Consider the following 17,006-nt stretch of genomic DNA (forward strand, 5'->3'; position numbering starts at 1 on the left):
ATCCGGCGCCGCCTGGCTGTCCGGTGCCAGTGGGGATAAGTGTTTGCAAATAGCAATGGTTAGCAATACCATTAGCATCCCTTATTTTTCCTCTTCGAGACTGCTCATGTTCAGAAAGTGCTTACTGCTGCTTTGTGCCTGTTTTATCACGCTGCCGGCATTGGCGGCCGAGCGCCAGATAACCGATCTGTTGGGTCGCACCCTGACCCTGCCGAGCCAGGTAGACCGCATTATTCTTTCCGAAGCCCGCCTGATGTACATACTGATGCCGCTGCAAAAGGACGACCCCTTTGCCCATGTGGTGGCCTGGTCGGACGATATGGAGCGGGCCGACCCCGATACCTACATCAAGCTGGCCGAGACCTTTCCCGACACCGTCAACACGCTGCCGCGTTTTGGCCATCCCGGCAAGGTGACCTTCGACGTTGAAAAGGCCCTGACCCTGGATGCCCAGCTGGTGGTGGTCAACCAGGCCTATCATCAGCTTTGGCAGGAAAACGGCACCCTGAACAAGCTGGAGAAGGCGGGAATTTCCACCCTGTTTGTCGACTTCCGCGATGCGCCGACCGAGAACACCCTGCCCAGCATCCGTATTCTGGGTGAGGTGCTGCACAAGGAGAAAGAAGCCGAGGCGGTCAACAGCTTTATTGCCGACAAAATGGCCCGGGTGGCTGAGCGCATGAAAGGACTGAAAGCACAAGAACGCCCGCTGGTGCTGATGGAGCGCGCCTCCGGCATGGGCGATTGTTGTCAGGTGTTTGGCCCCAACAACTTCGGCCACTATGTGGAGCTGGCCGGCGGCAACAACTGGGGCAGTAACAAGACCCAGGCCCTGTCGCTGGCGATCAATCCGGAAGCCCTGGTCACCGAGCCTTTCGATCTGATTATCGGTACCGGCGCCAACTGGCAAGAGGCTTATCCCGAGGCCACCAGCCTTAATCTGGGCTACAAGGCCGAGGACGAGGATCTGCAACGGGGATTCCAGGCCCTGAGCCAGCGCGCCGGCTGGCAGGCCATAGACGCCGTTGCCAACAAGGCGTTTTACGGTATCTGGCACCAGTTCTACAACAGCCCGACCTATTTTGCCGCCATCGAAGTCATGGCCCAGTGGATGCACCCCGAGCGCATGCAGGGCATAGACGCCGAAGCGGATTTTCGCGAATTTCACGAGCGCTTTATGCCGTTCCCTTATGAAGGTCGCTTCTGGGTGAAAATGCAATGAGTACCAACGCCATCATGGCCCGTCAGGAAGACCGCCATCACTATCGTCAACACCAGGGACGGCGCCTGCAGTGGGTGGCCATCGGCGCCATGCTGCTGCTGGGTATCTTTCTGCTGGACATGACCCTGGGCCCGGGAAAACTGGGTCTGGCGCAGGTGGCCGCCACCCTGATGGATCCGGATGGCGCAGATATGAAGTCCCGTTTCATTATCTGGGATATCCGCCTGCCGGTGGCGCTGATGGCGGTACTGGTGGGCGCGGCCCTGGGCGGGGCCGGCGCCCTGATGCAGACCATCCTCAACAATCCGCTGGCCGAACCCTTTACCCTGGGTATTTCCCATGCCGCCGCCTTTGGTGCGGCCCTGGCCATTGCCTTCGGTGCGCCGCTGCTGCCCTGGGAATGGGCTCAGGGTTACATGATTACCCTTAATGCCTTCCTGTTCGCCTGCCTGAGCGCCGGGGTCATATTTCTGGTCAGCCGCATGCGCGGCTCCACGCAAGAAACCATGATCCTCACCGGCATCGCCATCCTGTTCGTATTTTCTGCCCTCAACGCCATGCTGCAGTTTGCGGCCAGCGCCGAGACCCTGCAGCAGATCGTGTTCTGGGCCATGGGCTCCCTTGGCCGGGCCACTTGGCCCAAGGTGGGCGTGGCGGCGGCGCTGTTGTTGCTGGCCTGCGTGTTGCTGTCGCGCAGCGCCTGGCGGCTGACCGCCCTGCGCATGGGTGACGAGGCGGCCGAGGCCATGGGGGTGAACGTGACCCGCATCCGGCTGGTGGTGCTGTTGCTGTCGTCTCTGCTGGCGGCGGTGGCGGTGGCCTTTGTCGGCATCATCGGCTTCGTCGGCCTGGTGGGGCCGCACATGGCGCGCATGCTGCTGGGCGAAGATCAGCGCTTCTTCCTGCCCGGATCCATGCTGTTCGGCGCCATTCTGCTCACCATCGCCGAAATTCTCTCCAAGAGCATCATCCCCGGCATTCTGTTGCCTATCGGCATCACCACCTCGCTGATTGGGGTGCCGTTCTTCGTATTTTTGCTGGTAGTGGTGCGTAGAAGGAGCTGGTCATGAGCCTGACACTGGAACACCTGAGCCTGGGCTACCGTCAGGGGCTGATTGTGGATGACTTGAGCCTGACTGCCGAGGCTGGTCGCTTGAGCGTGCTGCTGGGCCCCAACGGCACCGGTAAGTCGACCCTGCTCAAGGGCATTGCCGGCCTGCTGGACCCGCAGCAGGGCAGGGTATTGCTGGGCGGTCAGGATCTGGCCAACCTGAGCCGTGCCCGTCGGGCCGGGCAGCTGGTGTATCTGCCCCAGACCACCCCGGTGGGAGTACGGATTACGGTATTTGAAGCCATCTTGATGGCGCTGAAGGTGCACGGCAAGGTGCGGGTGACCGATGCGGATCTGGCGCTGGTGCGTGGCGTGCTGGACGAGCTGGAGATAGCGCATCTTTCACCCCGTTATCTGGAGCAGCTGTCCGGTGGTCAGCGCCAGATGGTGGCTATCGCCCAGGCGCTGATCCGCAGACCAAAGGTACTGCTGCTGGATGAACCCACCAGTGCGCTGGACCTGTATCATTCGCTGCACATCATGGCGGTATTGCGACGTCTCACCCGTGAACAGAACATGGTGACCCTGGTGGCTATTCACGACTTGAACCTGGCGGCTCGCTGTGCCGACGACGTGCTGGCGGTGAAGGGCGGCAAGCTGCAGGCCTTCGGCCCGCTGCACCAGTGCCTGCAAGCCGAGCTGATCCAGACCTTGTACGGAGTAGAAGCAGAAATTCTGCCCGGCCCGGACGACAGCCTGCTGATCTATCCCCGACTGGCGGGCTGATTGGCAGTCTGGTCTACAGTCCCTGTCGGATAGTGTGTGCAACTACACAGTATCTTGCCCTTCGATGATAAAAGGCGAGCCTGGCGCTTTCGCATAGTGTTGCTCATAGCGGTAGGCTTTTTGCTCTAGCGGTGCCTGACGATAACCATGCTGCAGGATCTCGTTCAGGTAACGTTGAATAAAGGCATCGGCACCCAATTTCCGCCACTGCAGCACATGCACCAGTTCGTGAAAATGAACTCGCAGCTGACTCGCGGCCCGCGGCTTAAGGTAATAGGTATCATCCAGCGTCAGCCCCATAGCACCGGGACTTAACAATTCACCCAGACCTAAATGCCTGACCACCATATCAGGCGGTCTGGGTAATTGCTCCACGACGACAAAGCCGGCATGACTCAGCAGTTCATCGCCGAAAAAACCGCCAAAGTGCTGCGCAAGTTGGGTACAGGAACGGCGCTGTTCCCGGTAGTGGTGGTTGGTGGCGGTTACCCAGGCAAGAATATCGAATGGCACCTATTACTCCTGTTGCAGCGTCTAATTATTGTGTTGGCCCTTTGGCCGACGGAAGTGGAGTGCCTTGCACTCTCAAACCCTACCGTAGCTGACTGTCTTTACTCCCGCGCCGGTTGACGCCGTCAACCGCCTTGCGCTGCTTTTCCTGCTCGGACTGACATGCGATGCACAGCCGCACGCCCGGCACCGCCTTACGCCGCGCCTCGGGAATGGGGACGTCACATTCCTCACAGTGGGTCAGACTTTCGCCACCACTCAGGTGGCTTCGGGCATCCTGCACCGCGTCTTCCACACTGGCATCTATCTGATCCTGCACGGCGCCGTCTCGTGACCATCCTCCTGCCATGGTGTTTTCCTCCTCTCGCCTGGCAATCAGGCAATCTGACAATATTGTGTTGCTGCTCCGACTGAGCCAAGACTCACCTCATCATCATATCCCTTCGCCCGCCACCCTGCCTTGCGCGAGAACACAGATAGGAGCCAAATCTCATGGCTCTGGTTTTTGTTGGTCGATTTCAATCGACCAACATTGCTCGCAATTGACCGCCGAAGCTCATTTTCTGTTTATGGCACTGGCCAACCCGGTTTGCAGATAGTCGTCGCGGACATCCAGTTCATACACGGTTCTGGATGAGATCAGACACAACGAGTATGTCTGAATGGAAGTCCAGTGCTGATGGTCGTGGATCTCCGCCTTCGCGGAGATGACCAAGGGTAAAGAGCGGAGGTGATTAAAGGTAAGGATCGGAGGTGACGAAGTGAGTGGGCAAAGGCTTCAACACAAAAAACGGGCCGAGAGGCCCGTTTTTTGTACTTGCGGTGTGTTATTTCGCCGGCACCGGCTCGGGGACGAGTTCGGCTTCTTGCCGTTGCCATTGTGCAGCTTCTTCCGCGCTGAGTTTGGGCGAGAACCAGCCCAGGTGGGCGTAGGTCATGCCGATCAGCGGCGACAGCCAGCAGGCGAAGGCCAGCGGAATGTAGAGCAGGTTCTCGGTGTTGCCTTCGGCAATGCCCAGCCCCAGCGCGGTAATCACCACGGCGCCACCGGCGTTCCAGGGAATGAGCGGCGATATCAGGGTGCCGCCTTCCTCAACCGCTCGCGACAGGTTCAGCGCCGAGTAGCCCTTGGCCCGATAGGCGGGGGCGAACATGCGGCCGGGCAGGGCGATGGACAGGTAGGGGTCGCCGCCAATCACGTTGGTCATGGCCGAGGTGGCGATGGCGGAAGACTGAATGGCACCAAAGCTTTTGGCGCGGGTCAGAATTTTTTCCATTATCACTTCCAGGCAGCCGGTGCGTTCCAGCACGCCGCCAAAGGCCAGGGCCACCAGCATCAGGGTGATCACCCAGGTCATGCTCTGTATGCCGCCACGGTTGAGCAGGGCATCTATTTCGCGCACGCCGGTCTCAATCTGATAACCGCTGAACATGAAGTTGAAGGCCTGTTGCAGACCCACATCCTGAGTCAGCATGGCGGTGGCCAGGCCCAGCATGGCGCCGGCAAACAGGGTGGGCAGGGCGGGCATTTTCTTCAGGGCCAGCAGTACGGTCACGCCCAGGGGCAGCAGCAAAGGCCATGACAGGTTGAAGTGCTGATCCAGGCCGCTGATGATGTTCTCGATGCGACCGAAGTCCACGGCCTGATCGCCAATCAGACTGAAGCCGGCGAACAGATAGATGACCAGAGCAATCAGCATGGCTGGAATGGTGGTGGGCAGCATGTTGCGGATATGGTCGAACAGGTTCACGCCGGTCACAGCCGGGGCCAGATTGGTGGTGTCCGACAGCGGTGACATCTTGTCACCGAAGAAGGCGCCCGACACCACGGCGCCGGCGGTCCAGTACATGGGGATGTCGAAGCCGTTGCCGATGCCCATCAGCGCCAGGCCTACGGTGCCGGTGGTGCCCCAGGAGGTACCGAGCGACACCGAGACCACGGCGCAGATCAACACGCTGGCGGCCAGAAACAGCTCGGGCGAGATCAGGCTCAGGCCCAGCTTGATCAGATAAGGCACGGTACCGCTGGCAATCCAGATGCCGACGATCATGCCCACAATAATCAGAATGCCCACAGACTGCAGGCCCAGGCGCACCACGTGCATGATGCCGTCTTCCATCTCGGGCCAGCGGTAGCCGCGCAGCCAGCCGATGAGGGCGGTGATGGCCACGCCGATGGCGAGCGGAATATGGGGGGTGAAGTTGCCAAAGTGAAACAGCTGCACACCCAGCACGACAAAGGTCAGTGCAATGGGCAGGCAGGCCAGCCAGAAGCCGGGTTTACGAGGGGGTGATGTTGCCATGGTTCTCTCCTTGAGCCTGTGAGACGGGCCGGTTTGTGCAACCGGCCGGCGCCAGATATCCCGGGGGACATCGTCAGACTAAGGCTGCCATGTATGACAGTTATGGGGTAAATGTAAAAAATTGTAACAAAGTTGTTTCAGCGGTTACCCCCGAGGCGAGCGGTTAGCGCGGAAAGCCCTTTTTGAGTCTCTGTTACCGCCTGGGCCAGCTCGATGGCGAGGCCGTGTGTCAGCAGGGTCTGGGCCTCGGCCGCCAGCTCCAGCTGTGTCAGCACCCCGGCCAGCCGGGTCTGATCCAGCATGCGGGCGGTGCCGCCCAGCCGGTGTGCCAGCTGGCCCAGCTCCAGGTGATCTTCTTCCGCCAGCGCCTGCTCAAGGGCCGCCTGCTCAGCCGGCAGCTCGCCGGCAAAGCGGCTCAGCATGGCCTGCAGCCGGGGGCGGCCCAGCACCCGCAGGTGTTCCTGCAGCAGCGGCTGCTCCAGCTCCGGTTGTATGCGAATGCCCAGCGCCTGACCCAGCGCGAGGGTGAGCCTTGGCCATTGTACCGGCTTGGCCACCACGGCCCTGAGCCCGGCGGCCAGATAACGGCGAATGTCGTCGGGGCCCACGCTGGCGGTCAGGGCAACCACAGGCGTTTCCTGGTTCAGCCCTTGAGCCTGATGGCGGATACTGTGGCTGGCTTCCAGGCCGTCCATGCCCGGTAGATGCATGTCCATCAGAATAAGGTCAAAGGCCTGATGACGGGCCATCTCGAGTGCCTGCTCGCCGCTTTCTGCCTGGCTTACCAGATGACCGTGCTGCTCCAGCATGGCGGCAAGAATGGCCCTGTTGATGGCCACGTCTTCCACCAGCAGCAGACTGAGGCTGGGCAGGGTGGACAGCTCGGTTTCTTGTTCTGTGGTCGGCGTAGCGGCGGGTGTCAGCGGCAGGATAAAGCCGAAGCGGCTGCCCTGTCCGGGGGTGCTTTGCAGAGTCATGCTGCCGCCCATAGCCTCGATCAGCCGTTTGGAGATGGCCAGTCCCAGTCCGGTGCCACCATAACGTCGGCTTATGCTTTCATCGGCCTGGGTAAAACGCTGAAAAATGCGGTCTTGCTGCTCGGGGGCAATGCCGATGCCATTGTCTTCTACGTTGAATTGCCAGCCTCCGTCTACCGCCCGGGCACCGAGCGTGACCCGGCCGCCCTCATCGGTGAACTTGGTGGCGTTGGACAGCAGGTTGATTAGCACCTGACGCAGCCGGCCGGCGTGGCCCGAGAGCCAAAGCCCGGCGTCGGGCGCGTCCAGTTGCAGTCGGATCTGCTTGGCCTCGGCGTAGCCCTGCATCATGGCGACACTGCTCTCCAGCAACTCACCCAGGGCGAAGGGAGCCGGCGCTTCGGACAGCGGGCCCTGCTCCAGCGCCGCATAATCGAGCACGTCGTTCAGCAGCATCAGCAGGTGCTCGGCCGAGTGCTGCAGTATGTCGAGCAGTTCTTGCTCGGGGCTGTCTTTCAGCGCGGGCCTGAGCAGGGCAAGGGTACCCAGAATGCCGTTCATGGGGGTACGCAGCTCGTGGGTCATGTTGGCGATAAAACGGCTTTTGGCCATATCGGCCGCCTCGGCCGACTCCTTGGCCTGACGCAGGTGGTGAGTGCGTCTGTCCACCAGGGCTTCGAGCCGGTCTTTGTCGTGCTGTAGCTCGTTCTGACGACGCTCGACCGAGCGGCGCATGGTGTTGATGGCGCCCACCAGGGTATCCAGCTCGTCGGGCAGCTGGCCGGGCGAACGGGCCAGCGTCAGCGGGGGGCTGCCGGGCCGGCCTTCGCCAATCTGCGCCACATGACGGGCCATGCGTTCCAGATGACGGGTCACCCTGCGCTGAAACACCAGCATCAGGCAAAAGGCGATGGCCAGTATCGTCAGGGTCTGGCCCAGCAGTATGGTCTGGGCGTGATCGATCAGCTGCTGGCGAATACTGCGCTTGCTGAAGGCAAGCTCCAGCCGGCCCACTCGCTGGGGCCCCAGCGCCGGGCTGGGATAGATTAAATCGAAGTCATGTTCATGCATGCCCTCACCGCTGTTATTACGGGCCAGCACCAAGGGGTCGGGGAGGGCGTCACCGGTCACGGTCAGCCGGGCCATGTGCGGCATGTCGAGCATGCTTTTCAGCTGTAACCGGGCTTGCGGCAGGTTCAGATCCCACAGGCTCTGGGTCAGGCTGTCGAGGTAGCTTTGCTCAATAAGGGTGAGGCGGTCGTTCAAATCCTGTTTTATCTGGCGATGGTCGAGCAAGAGCTGAAAGGCGGTGGACAGCAGCGAAAGGGTCAGGCTGACGCCCAGCACCAGCAGAAACAGGCGAAAACTCAGAGGATGCCGCCGCCGGTAGCGGGGCAACAGGGTCAACAGGGCTTTCATTCAGGGTGTATCCAGATAACGGCGTTCAAAATGGGCGGTGATGCGTTGAATATAATGATCGTCGGTCAGCTCTTGTAGCCGAGCGGACAGGGCCGGCAGCAGCGGCTCCAGTACCGAGCCTCTGGGCAGGGCCAGGTGGTAATGTTCCAGGGTGAGCAGCTCGGGCAGGGGGAACAGCTGCCCGGTCAGCCCGAGTTTTTGTGCCTGCAGCGTGCCGGTGGTCAGTCCTATGGGCATGTAATCGATACGGCCCAGTGCCAGCTTGCGAAAATTCTGCTCGCCGGTAGAGACTCGCTCAACATGGGGATGGCGGCTGGCGGCCCGGTCGAAATCGTCACCGAAGCTGTCACCAAACAGCAGGCCAAGTGTCTTGTCGGACAGGTTCCAGGACGACGGGTTGGCGTTGCCAAAATGGGTAAAGAGCACCACGGGATCCGCCACTATGGGGGTGTCGCTGAAGCGGAAGTCCCGCTCCCGCTGTCGGGTCTTGTAGGCGGCTACAATCAGGTCCACCTTGCCCTGGCGCGCCGCCAGCTGGCAGCGTTCCCAGTTGCCGAATACCCGCATGTTCAGCGAATAGCCGTGTTCGGCCAGTAGCTTGCGGGCCAGGTGGGGGGCAATGCCGATGAGCTCGCCCTCTTGCTCCCACGACAGGGGCGGATACATGGGGTGACCGCAGGCGGTGAGGGTTCTGGCTGTGCCTTGAGCCTGGGCCTTAGAGGGCAGTACCGGCAACAGGGCAAGCAGCAGCGCGAGGATCAGTGGCATGGCACCGGCCTTGGGGTAAAGACGTAGCCGGCGCCATGCATGGTGAGGATGATTCTGGGATTAGCCGGGTCGTCTTTCAGCTTGCGCCGCAGCCGGCCCACCAGCACGTCTATGGTTCTGTCGTTGGGGGCCCACTCGCGGTTTTTTATCTGATCCAGCAGCTGATCCCGTGACAGGGTCTGCCCCGAATGATGTAAAAAGGCACACAGCAGCTGGTATTCGCCGTGGGTCAGCGGGGTTTGCCGGTCATGTTCATCGAGCAGCACCCGCCGGTCCAGATCGATGCGCCAGTCGTCAAACCGACGAATGTTGGCAGCGGGTGCCGTGTCGCCCCGGGGCAGCACGGCCCGCACCCGGCGGGCCAGGTTCTTGGCTCGGGCCAGCAGTTCGCGGGGGTTGAAGGGTTTGCACACATAGTCGTCGGCACCGCATTCCAGGCCTATGATGCGCTCTATGTCATCCTGACGGCCGGTCACCAGTATGATGCCCACCTCGGAGCCGGCACGCAGCTCCCGGGTCAGGGTCAGACCGTCCTTGCCCGGCAGCCTGATGTCCAACAGCACAAGGTCGACATCCTGCTCGCTCAGTATCAGCTCGGCTTCTTCCGCGCTTTGGGCCGCAAACACCTGGTGCTGCTCTACTCTGAAGTACTCCACCAGGCAATCCCGCGTGGTGTCGTCGTCTTCCACAATCAAGATGCGGATATCCATATCGTTTGTTCTCATTTTTCTTGTGTGTTGTATGCGAGTGAGTCCACAAGCCAGCTATTAACACCGCCGAAGCACCGCTGTCAATGTTGCCGCCTATTTCCCCAGAAGCTCGCCCATAGGCCGCAGGTTGGTGACGTGATCACAGAGTGACTTGAGCACCATCATCATGGGGGTGGCGATAATCAGCCCCACCGGGCCCCATATCCAGCCCCAGAACGAGAGGCCGACAAAAATCGCCACCGGGTTGAGGCTGGAAAGATGGCTGGTCAACCAGGGGGTCAGCAGATAGCCCTGAATGCTGGTGACCACCAGCGAGGCACCGGCCACGATAAACGCCATGTCCAGGGTGCCGAACTGCAAAAAGGCCGCCATGCCGGTGCCCAACAGTACCAGCAGCGGGCCCAGATAGGGAATGGCGCTAGCCACGCCGGCCAGCACGCCCCAGAGCCCGGCCTGCTCGACGCCGAGAATCCAGAATGCCAGCCAGGTGAAGGCGCCGACAAAGACGGCGCTTAACAGCATTACAAACAGGAAGCGGCGTACCTGATGATGAAAATCATCCATGATGCGGGCGGCCTTGCGCATGCGTTCAAACGAGGGGCCCGAGATGCGGATCACCTTGCGGCGGTATAATTTGCCCACCGCCAGCATGAAATACACCAGCAGCAGGGCAGAAAAACTCTGGGACACCATCACCAGCGCCGCCGAAGCGCCGCCCAGCAAATATTCCTGCACATCGAAGGGCTTTTCCACGATACGCACCGCCGTCACCCCCGGCGTTCTGACCTTCTTCTTGTCACTGGTGCTCTCTTCAATCTCTTTGGCCGCTGCCTGGGCTTTTTCTATGATACCCGCCTCTTTGGGCGGGGTCGTGGCGGCACTGCGTTTGAACTTGCTGATGGCCACCGGCACCTTGTCCAGCATGGTCACGGCTTCGCGCTGCAAGGGGATGCTGGCGCTGACCATGACCGCCAGCAACACGGACATCACCACGGCCGCGCTGACGGGGCGAGGCACCCTGAGTCGGTCGAAGGGTGAGAGCAGCGGGTCCAGGGCATAACTGATGAAAACCGCCACCATCAGCGGCAGCAGCACCGCCTGCGCCCAGTCGATGAAATATACGGTCGCCACCGACGCCAGTATGATCAGCGAAACACTGCGCACGTTAACCGCGTCGATCAACGGTTTCTGGTCGTCGAATGCCTTTTTGCTGCCGAATAATGCGTCATCTGGGTCTGTCATGGGGTCAGTGTCCGGTTTTGCTATGTTGCAGAGTTTAACCGCCTTTTGCCGGGAGGAACATGTGTCGGGGGTGCACGGTTGCAAATGCCCGGATGCCGCCGGTGAGCCTCTGGTTGGGATGACGCTGATGAGCGGCCGGATACCATGTTAATGAGCTTGGCCTGCGTGCCATGACGGGATATGGTGGCTACGCCTGAACCAGGCGCTTTTCATGAATGTATAAATGTCAGCGATGATTAATCACGGAATCCCAAGATGTGGAAGCTTAATCCCAGGGCACTGAAATACCTCAATGAAGTCGCTCGCTTCGGCTCATTGCGTAAAGTCGCCGCCCATTTGAATGTCGATGTCTCGGCCATCAGTCGTCAGTTGGCGCAGCTGGAGGAAGAGCTGGGCACGGCCGTTGGCATGCGCAGTGGGCAGGGGTTTGTTCTCACCCAGGTCGGCGAAGAGCTGGTCGCACTTTTTCGACAGCAAAAAGCGAGTGAAGCCGCCGCCCTGTCCCGTATCGAAGCGTTACAGAGCCTGAAACGGGGACGTGTCAGTATTGCCGTTGGTGAAGGATTTATTGCCGATCTTATTTCCGCGCCGCTGCAGGCTTTTATGGCTCGCTATCCGGGCATTCAGATCAGTGTGGAAATGGCGGGAGCCAATGAGGCGACACGGTTGGTCAAGGAGGATCGGGTGGATTTGGCGCTGGTCTATGCGCCTTCGCCCGATGCCGAGCTCTATTCCCATGTGGTCACCCGCCAGCCCCTGGAACTGATCACCCCTCCAGGGCACCCTCTCACCAGACTGGCGCCGCTGTCCATCCGACAGATATCAGGTTATCCCCTGGCCCTTATCGATCAGCAGTTCGGCATGGGGCAACTGGTCAGCCTGGTCGAGGAACTGGAACATATCCGTTTTGAGCCCCAATTAAGAACTAATTCTGTCGCTGTTCTAAAGAATTTTGTGCTGTCTGGTATGGGCGTGACCTTCATGCCCGGATTGACGGTACACAGCGAGATAAAGCAGGGAAGGATAGCCTGTGTTCCTGTACCTCATCCCGTGCTGGCTGGGGCAAGTGCTCACATCGTCAGCCATAAAGGCCGTGAGCTGACGGTGTCGGCCGAAGCCCTGATCAATCATCTCCATGATGGAATGTTGTTCTTTAATTAATGGTTAGATTGGTTTTAAGTGTTGCGTTGACTTTATATCAACGCTTTTGGCATTGAAAAGTCAACACGACAACGCTTAATCTGGCGGAGATGTATTACAACACCCAATCTGGATATGGAGATCGAGGCTATGCCAACTTGTAAAATCAAACAGCTGACAAAATTGATGTCAGTGGCATGTGGGGCTGGAGCCTTACTTATCAGTGGTCTGGCCGGAGCGGCCACAACCATTGACCTGTCTTATAACGGCGCGCCCGATGCGGACAAGAATGCGGTGCACCTGTTTGCATCCAACCTGAAAAAACTGGTGGAAGAAAAAACCCGGGGTGAGCTGGAGTTGAAGCTGTATCCAAATAGCATGCTGGGTGAAGAAGAGCAGCGCATGGAGCAGGTCATGAACATGCCCAGCCTCAATATCGCTTCTTTTGCCGGCATTTCGCCGTTGTTTCCCGAAATCTATGTAAGTGCTATTCCTTTCCTGTTCAAGGACTTTGATGAGGCGCGCCGTTTCTTTGACCAGGGCGAATACTGGAAAGCAGCTCAGGATGAGTTCTATCAGCGTACCGGCACCCGCCTGCTGGCGGTAGTGGAAGAAGGCGGTTTCCTGGCGTTTACCAACAACAAGCGGCCTATTAGGCAGCCCGATGATTTCAAAGGACTGCGCTTCAGAGCGATGGATAAAAGCCAGGTGGCACTGTACGAAGCCTTTGGTGCATCCGGAACCCCGATTCCCTGGACCGAAGTGTACATGGCGATGAAGACGGGCGTCGCCGATGGCCAGATGAACCCGCCCATGTACATCATTCTGGGCAGTCTGCAGGAAGTACAAAAATACCTGACCCTGGCCAACATTCAGTATTCCGATCAGTTCCTGGTGGCCAATGATCAGCTGATGGCCTCCCTGACAGAAGAGCAGAGGGCAGCCCTGACGGAAGCAGTAGAAGAAGCCAACCAGATTAACCGTCAATCGGTCGAGTCCAAGGTTGATGAGCGCGTCCAGTTCCTGGCCGACAAGGGTATGGAAGTCTACCGTCCGACGGTGGAAGAGCTAGCGGCCTTCCGGGAAAAAGCCAAGCCTTCCTATGTCACTTGGCTGCAGGAGCAGAATATCGATCAACAATGGATCGATTTGGCCCTGCAGGATGTGAAATCCAACTAATTACCTTCCGATAAGGTGGCGGTGCCTGGCACCGCCTTGTTGTTATGATCATAAAAACCCTTCGTGTATTGAGTCGCGTGTCGGAAACCCTGGCAGGCTTGCTTATCGCCAGCAATCTCATGGTGCTGCTCTATGGCGTTGCCGCAAGATACCTGGCTGGCCGCTCACCTATCTGGATGGATGAGCTTTCCCGTTTCCTGATTATCGGTACCGTGTTGCTGACGGCCGGTGTGGTGTGGATTCGTAATGAACACATGCGCATCAACCTTCTGGAACAGAAGCTGCCGTTGAAGTGGGCCTCGGCCCTGAAACTCTACCAGTGGCTGCTAACTGTGGTGATCAGTGGCGCATTTGTCTGGTTTTCCTGGCATTACGCGTTTTCCGTCAGTCGCTTCACTACCATGGGGCTAGGGATAAGCCGGACCTGGCCGATGCTAAGCATGCCGCTTGGTTTCCTGATGCTATTTTTGTTCGCCATTTTACGTGGCCCATTTGAAAGAAAGGATATGCAGTTATGACTCTGGCGATGTTTGCCACCTTTATTGTGCATATCCTTTTGGGTTTGCCCCTGTTCCTGGCGCTGCTTCTCACCGCCGTCGTCGGCTTTTTCTTTATTGATGCAGACATGATAGGCCGCATGTTGCCCCAACAATTCTTTGGCGGTATCAATGTATTTTCTCTAATGGCAATTCCCTTGTTCATCCTTGCGGGTAACCTGATGAACAGCGCAGGCCTGACACAACGGTTGATGACCCTGGCCAGAACCTTGGTCGGTCACTGGCGTGGTGGCCTGGGCTATGTGAATGTAGTTTCCAGCGTATTCTTCGCCGGGGTCAACGGCTCGGCAGTAGCGGATACTTCGGCGCTCGGTTCCCTGCTGGTGCCGGCGATGAAAAAAGAAGGTTACTCGGTTCCCTATGCCGCAGGGCTAACGGCGGGCAGCTCGCTGATAGGTCCCATTATTCCTCCCAGTATCTTCATGATCCTTTATGCCTCGCTGACCAATACCTCGGTTGGCGCTCTGTTTCTGGCAGGAGTCATTCCCGGCGTGATCCTGGGATGCGCGTTTATGATGATGAACTGGGTCTATGCTAGACGAGCTGGCTTGCCCGTTTCAGGTGAAAAGCCGACCCTGGCCAGACTGTGGTCAGCCAGCTGGGGAGCTTTACCGGCCCTGCTCGCGCCGTTGATTATCGTAGGCGGTATAGTGCTCGGTGTGGTCACACCTACCGAATCGGGTGCCCTGACCGTGCTTTATGTGGTCATGGTCGGGCTGCTCGCAGGCCAACTTTCCCTAGCCCGATTCTGGTCTGCATTGATTGAAACGGCCCGTCTGACCAGCGCCATCTTCCTGATCATGGCGGCATCCGCGACCATCAGTTGGCTGCTGTCCTACGCTCAGGTGCCCAAGTCATTCGTAGCCTTGCTGGAACCCTTTATCGAGCAGCCGGTACTGGTACTGTTGTTGCTGAGTGGCATTACCTTTATCACCGGCATGTTTATGGAAGAAGTATCGGCGCTGATGCTATTGACACCTATTTTTGTCCCGGTTGCCATGGCTGCGGGCATTGACCCCGTGCACCTGGGGGTGGTCATTACCCTGAATATCACCATCGCCTTGATTACTCCCCCCATGGGTGCCTGTGTATTTGTGGCTGCAGCGGTCAGCAAGCTCGAAATCACAGCCCTGTTTAAAACCATCTGGCCCTTTGTGCTGCTTGCCCTGAGTGTGCTGCTGCTGTTGATCCTGTTTCCTGCATTGACCCTATGGCTGCCGAGAGTCCTGGGGGGTTACGCATGAAGATCCGGATACCCTTGACTCCCGATCCCGTCTGGCCGGATGTGATCAAGATAACCATTGAAGAGAACCAGGAGCCTCTGGTACCGGTAAGCCTGGCACCGGCGCCGCTGCAGGTGTATCCGGCCTACTACAAGATGGGCATACCGAATTCGGTGCCCGAGTGCCATGTGCGCACCGGTGTTTACCAACGCCTGTTGCAGGCAGCACAGGCACTGCCCGCCGGCATATCGCTGTTACTGCTGGACAGTTGGCGGCCCTATGCGGTGCAACAATACCTGTACGACACCCTGTATGACGCCCTCGAAACCCGGCTGCCGAATAAAACGGCGACAGAACTGGAGCAGATGACCCGGGAGTTTGTTTCGCTGCCCAGTACCCGGGTGGACGCGCCGAGCCCCCATCTTACAGGTGGCTCTGTCGATGTCACTCTGGTGGACCGGCATGGCCTGATGCTGGATATGGGAACCCAGTTCGATGAAGCCAGCGTCTGGTCACATACCCACGCCTATGAAGAGATTGCCGCCCCCGATGCCAGAGAGACGGAGGTGATCAACAACCGACGCTTGCTGTATAGCGTCATGACCCTGGCCGGGTTCACCAACCTGCCCAGCGAATGGTGGCATTTCGATTTTGGCAATCAGTTGTGGGCCTGGTATTCCGGCGCGGAGCGAGCCGTCTATGGCGCGACCCAGCTGGACAGCCTGGAAAACCGCTGGCGCAGAGAAGTGGAAAAATATTCCGTCGACTGACCACCGGGTATAGGGCTGCCAGTGCGCAGCCCTATACCGTCTACTCCGCCACGACATCCTCTGTGTCACTGGATGCAGTCGGCCGCCAGCGCCCTGATAGCATCCATGCCCGGGTGGGCGTGCGGCGAATTCGTTTTATAGAGTGCGAAGGGGATCTTGGTACAGCCGAGGATGACCCGCTCCACGCCCTGTTTCAGAATGTCTCCCATGCAGGTGTCCAGCAACTGAGCTCCCTCTATCAGGGAATATGGCCGTTTCCGACTATAACTCGATCATGACCGCCAATCTGGGCTGACTGGTACTGCCGGTGTACCCGGTGCCGGCCTTATCATGCTGTCTTTGCCTCCTGGCATTTTATCCTGCAACTCCTCCTATCTGCATGACCTGTGGCGCCACCCATGTCTCGTTTTGGCATGTTTGTGTCTTTATCAGCAATGTTGCCAGAGTGTAACGGAGGTTTACTGTCGGGTATCCGAGCAGGGGCACTGAGGTGACTGCCTGTCGCGGTTTGTGATGCGCGGGCCAGGTGCCGGCGTTGACTCCCGTTAAGTAAAAGGATGTTGATTTATGTGCGCAATTCACGGAAACAGAGGTGTTGTCTATACCGGTCCTGGCAAGGTCGAGGTGCAATCCATCGCCTTCCCCGAGCTGGCCATCGGTAATCGAGCCTGTCACCACGGGGTGATCCTCAAGGTGGTGTCGACCAACATCTGCGGCAGTGACCAGCACATGGTGCGTGGGAGAACCACCGCCGAAGCCGGCCTGGTGCTGGGCCACGAAATAACCGGGCAGATCATCGAATGCGGCCGTGATGTCGAGTATCTGAAAGTGGGCGACATCGTTTCCGTGCCGTTCAACATCGCCTGTGGCCGTTGCCGCAACTGCAAGGAAGGCAAAACCGGCATCTGCCTGAACGTCAACCCGGCCCGCCCCGGCGCTGCCTACGGCTATGTGGATATGGGCGGCTGGGTCGGTGGCCAGTCCGAATACGTGATGGTGCCCTATGCGGACTTCAATCTGCTCAAGTTTCCGGATCCTAACCAGGCGATGGAAAAAATTCGCGACCTGACCCTGCTGTCCGACATCTTCCCTACCGGTTTCCACGGCTGCGTGACCGCCGGTGTCGGCCCCGGCTCTACCGTCTATATC

Annotated in this window: 17 protein-coding genes; 9 read left to right on the forward strand and 8 right to left on the reverse strand. The window is 58.9% G+C overall.

From position 1 onward, the window contains the following. Nucleotides 1–106: 106 nt before the first annotated feature. From UN63_RS08545 to UN63_RS08555, 3 genes are read left to right on the forward strand one after another with little or no spacing between them, the layout of a single operon-like run. Nucleotides 107–1,222 (forward strand): ABC transporter substrate-binding protein, encoded by a 1,116-nt coding sequence (locus UN63_RS08545; protein WP_181068211.1) that lies wholly within the window; start codon nucleotides 107–109, stop codon nucleotides 1,220–1,222. After that, nucleotides 1,219–2,292 (forward strand): FecCD family ABC transporter permease, encoded by a 1,074-nt coding sequence (locus tag UN63_RS08550; protein ID WP_229793466.1) that lies wholly within the window; start codon nucleotides 1,219–1,221, stop codon nucleotides 2,290–2,292. The genes UN63_RS08545 and UN63_RS08550 overlap by 4 nt, the downstream gene beginning before the upstream one ends. After that, nucleotides 2,289–3,059 (forward strand): ABC transporter ATP-binding protein, encoded by a 771-nt coding sequence (locus UN63_RS08555; RefSeq protein WP_104486353.1) that lies wholly within the window; start codon nucleotides 2,289–2,291, stop codon nucleotides 3,057–3,059. The genes UN63_RS08550 and UN63_RS08555 overlap by 4 nt, the downstream gene beginning before the upstream one ends. Before the next feature lie 42 nt (nucleotides 3,060–3,101). Here the strand turns inward: UN63_RS08555 and UN63_RS08560 are convergent, their stop codons facing one another. From UN63_RS08560 to UN63_RS08590, 7 genes are all read right to left on the reverse strand, one after another. Continuing rightward, nucleotides 3,102–3,572, reverse strand: a complete 471-nt coding sequence (locus UN63_RS08560; RefSeq protein WP_104486354.1) for a dihydroxyacetone kinase family protein — start codon at nucleotides 3,570–3,572, stop codon at nucleotides 3,102–3,104. A 79-nt stretch (nucleotides 3,573–3,651) separates the two neighbouring features. Further along, on the reverse strand, nucleotides 3,652–3,918 hold the full coding sequence (locus tag UN63_RS08565) for a DksA/TraR family C4-type zinc finger protein (RefSeq protein ID WP_104486355.1): 267 nt from the start codon (nucleotides 3,916–3,918) through the stop codon (nucleotides 3,652–3,654). 478 nt (nucleotides 3,919–4,396) lie between these two features. Continuing rightward, nucleotides 4,397–5,872, reverse strand: a complete 1,476-nt coding sequence (gene nhaC, locus UN63_RS08570) for a Na+/H+ antiporter NhaC (RefSeq protein ID WP_104486356.1) — start codon at nucleotides 5,870–5,872, stop codon at nucleotides 4,397–4,399. Nucleotides 5,873–6,009: 137 nt separating this feature from the next. Continuing rightward, nucleotides 6,010–8,268, reverse strand: a complete 2,259-nt coding sequence (locus tag UN63_RS08575; RefSeq protein WP_104486357.1) for an ATP-binding protein — start codon at nucleotides 8,266–8,268, stop codon at nucleotides 6,010–6,012. Continuing rightward, nucleotides 8,269–9,036: a substrate-binding periplasmic protein gene (locus UN63_RS08580; protein ID WP_229793465.1), complete on the reverse strand. Its 768-nt coding sequence runs from the start codon at nucleotides 9,034–9,036 to the stop codon at nucleotides 8,269–8,271. Next, the gene (locus UN63_RS08585; RefSeq protein ID WP_104486358.1) at nucleotides 9,027–9,746 is read right to left on the reverse strand and encodes a response regulator; all 720 of its coding nucleotides are present in this window, start codon (nucleotides 9,744–9,746) and stop codon (nucleotides 9,027–9,029) included. Before UN63_RS08585 ends, UN63_RS08580 begins: the two co-directional genes overlap by 10 nt. Nucleotides 9,747–9,839: 93 nt before the next feature. Further along, on the reverse strand, nucleotides 9,840–10,988 hold the full coding sequence (locus tag UN63_RS08590; RefSeq protein WP_104486359.1) for an AI-2E family transporter: 1,149 nt from the start codon (nucleotides 10,986–10,988) through the stop codon (nucleotides 9,840–9,842). Between the two features lie 255 nt (nucleotides 10,989–11,243). On the opposite strand from UN63_RS08590, the gene UN63_RS08595 reads away from it, so the two are divergent. From UN63_RS08595 to UN63_RS08615, 5 genes are all read left to right on the forward strand, one after another. Next, nucleotides 11,244–12,149, forward strand: a complete 906-nt coding sequence (locus UN63_RS08595; protein ID WP_104486360.1) for a LysR family transcriptional regulator — start codon at nucleotides 11,244–11,246, stop codon at nucleotides 12,147–12,149. Nucleotides 12,150–12,314: 165 nt separating this feature from the next. Next, nucleotides 12,315–13,307, forward strand: coding sequence for a TRAP transporter substrate-binding protein (locus UN63_RS08600; protein ID WP_219821103.1), 993 nt, complete (start codon nucleotides 12,315–12,317; stop codon nucleotides 13,305–13,307). A 77-nt stretch (nucleotides 13,308–13,384) separates the two neighbouring features. After that, nucleotides 13,385–13,825, forward strand: a complete 441-nt coding sequence (locus UN63_RS08605) for a TRAP transporter small permease (protein WP_219821104.1) — start codon at nucleotides 13,385–13,387, stop codon at nucleotides 13,823–13,825. Beyond that, entirely contained in the window at nucleotides 13,822–15,108 is a 1,287-nt protein-coding gene (locus tag UN63_RS08610; RefSeq protein ID WP_104486363.1) for a TRAP transporter large permease, read from the forward strand. Before UN63_RS08605 ends, UN63_RS08610 begins: the two co-directional genes overlap by 4 nt. Then, nucleotides 15,105–15,857, forward strand: a complete 753-nt coding sequence (locus UN63_RS08615; protein WP_104486364.1) for a M15 family metallopeptidase — start codon at nucleotides 15,105–15,107, stop codon at nucleotides 15,855–15,857. The genes UN63_RS08610 and UN63_RS08615 overlap by 4 nt, the downstream gene beginning before the upstream one ends. 65 nt (nucleotides 15,858–15,922) lie before the next feature. Here UN63_RS08615 and UN63_RS16950 read toward each other — a convergent pair whose 3' ends face one another. Beyond that, nucleotides 15,923–16,081: an aspartate/glutamate racemase family protein gene (locus tag UN63_RS16950; protein WP_146084729.1), complete on the reverse strand. Its 159-nt coding sequence runs from the start codon at nucleotides 16,079–16,081 to the stop codon at nucleotides 15,923–15,925. 343 nt (nucleotides 16,082–16,424) lie between these two features. On the opposite strand from UN63_RS16950, the gene UN63_RS08620 reads away from it, so the two are divergent. Next, on the forward strand, nucleotides 16,425–17,006 hold a 582-nt coding region (locus UN63_RS08620; protein WP_181068212.1), incomplete at its 3' end, for an alcohol dehydrogenase catalytic domain-containing protein.

Origin of the sequence: Oceanisphaera arctica (assembly GCF_002936955.1) — a bacterium.
Taxonomy (GTDB): Bacteria; Pseudomonadota; Gammaproteobacteria; order Enterobacterales; family Aeromonadaceae; genus Oceanimonas; species Oceanimonas arctica.

Excerpts from the sequence above, each read along its gene's own strand:
- UN63_RS08545 (WP_181068211.1), top strand. The coding sequence starts at position 107 with ATGTTCAGAAAGTGCTTACTGCTGCTTTGTGCCTGTTTTATCACGCTG.
- UN63_RS08550 (WP_229793466.1), top strand. The coding sequence starts at position 1,219 with ATGAGTACCAACGCCATCATGGCCCGTCAGGAAGACCGCCATCACTAT.
- UN63_RS08555 (WP_104486353.1), top strand. The coding sequence starts at position 2,289 with ATGAGCCTGACACTGGAACACCTGAGCCTGGGCTACCGTCAGGGGCTG.
- UN63_RS08565 (WP_104486355.1), bottom strand. The coding sequence starts at position 3,918 with ATGGCAGGAGGATGGTCACGAGACGGCGCCGTGCAGGATCAGATAGAT.
- nhaC (WP_104486356.1), bottom strand. The coding sequence starts at position 5,872 with ATGGCAACATCACCCCCTCGTAAACCCGGCTTCTGGCTGGCCTGCCTG.
- UN63_RS08575 (WP_104486357.1), bottom strand. The coding sequence starts at position 8,268 with ATGAAAGCCCTGTTGACCCTGTTGCCCCGCTACCGGCGGCGGCATCCT.
- UN63_RS08580 (WP_229793465.1), bottom strand. The coding sequence starts at position 9,036 with ATGCCACTGATCCTCGCGCTGCTGCTTGCCCTGTTGCCGGTACTGCCC.
- UN63_RS08585 (WP_104486358.1), bottom strand. The coding sequence starts at position 9,746 with ATGGATATCCGCATCTTGATTGTGGAAGACGACGACACCACGCGGGAT.
- UN63_RS08590 (WP_104486359.1), bottom strand. The coding sequence starts at position 10,988 with ATGACAGACCCAGATGACGCATTATTCGGCAGCAAAAAGGCATTCGAC.
- UN63_RS08595 (WP_104486360.1), top strand. The coding sequence starts at position 11,244 with ATGTGGAAGCTTAATCCCAGGGCACTGAAATACCTCAATGAAGTCGCT.
- UN63_RS08600 (WP_219821103.1), top strand. The coding sequence starts at position 12,315 with ATGTCAGTGGCATGTGGGGCTGGAGCCTTACTTATCAGTGGTCTGGCC.
- UN63_RS08610 (WP_104486363.1), top strand. The coding sequence starts at position 13,822 with ATGACTCTGGCGATGTTTGCCACCTTTATTGTGCATATCCTTTTGGGT.
- UN63_RS08615 (WP_104486364.1), top strand. The coding sequence starts at position 15,105 with ATGAAGATCCGGATACCCTTGACTCCCGATCCCGTCTGGCCGGATGTG.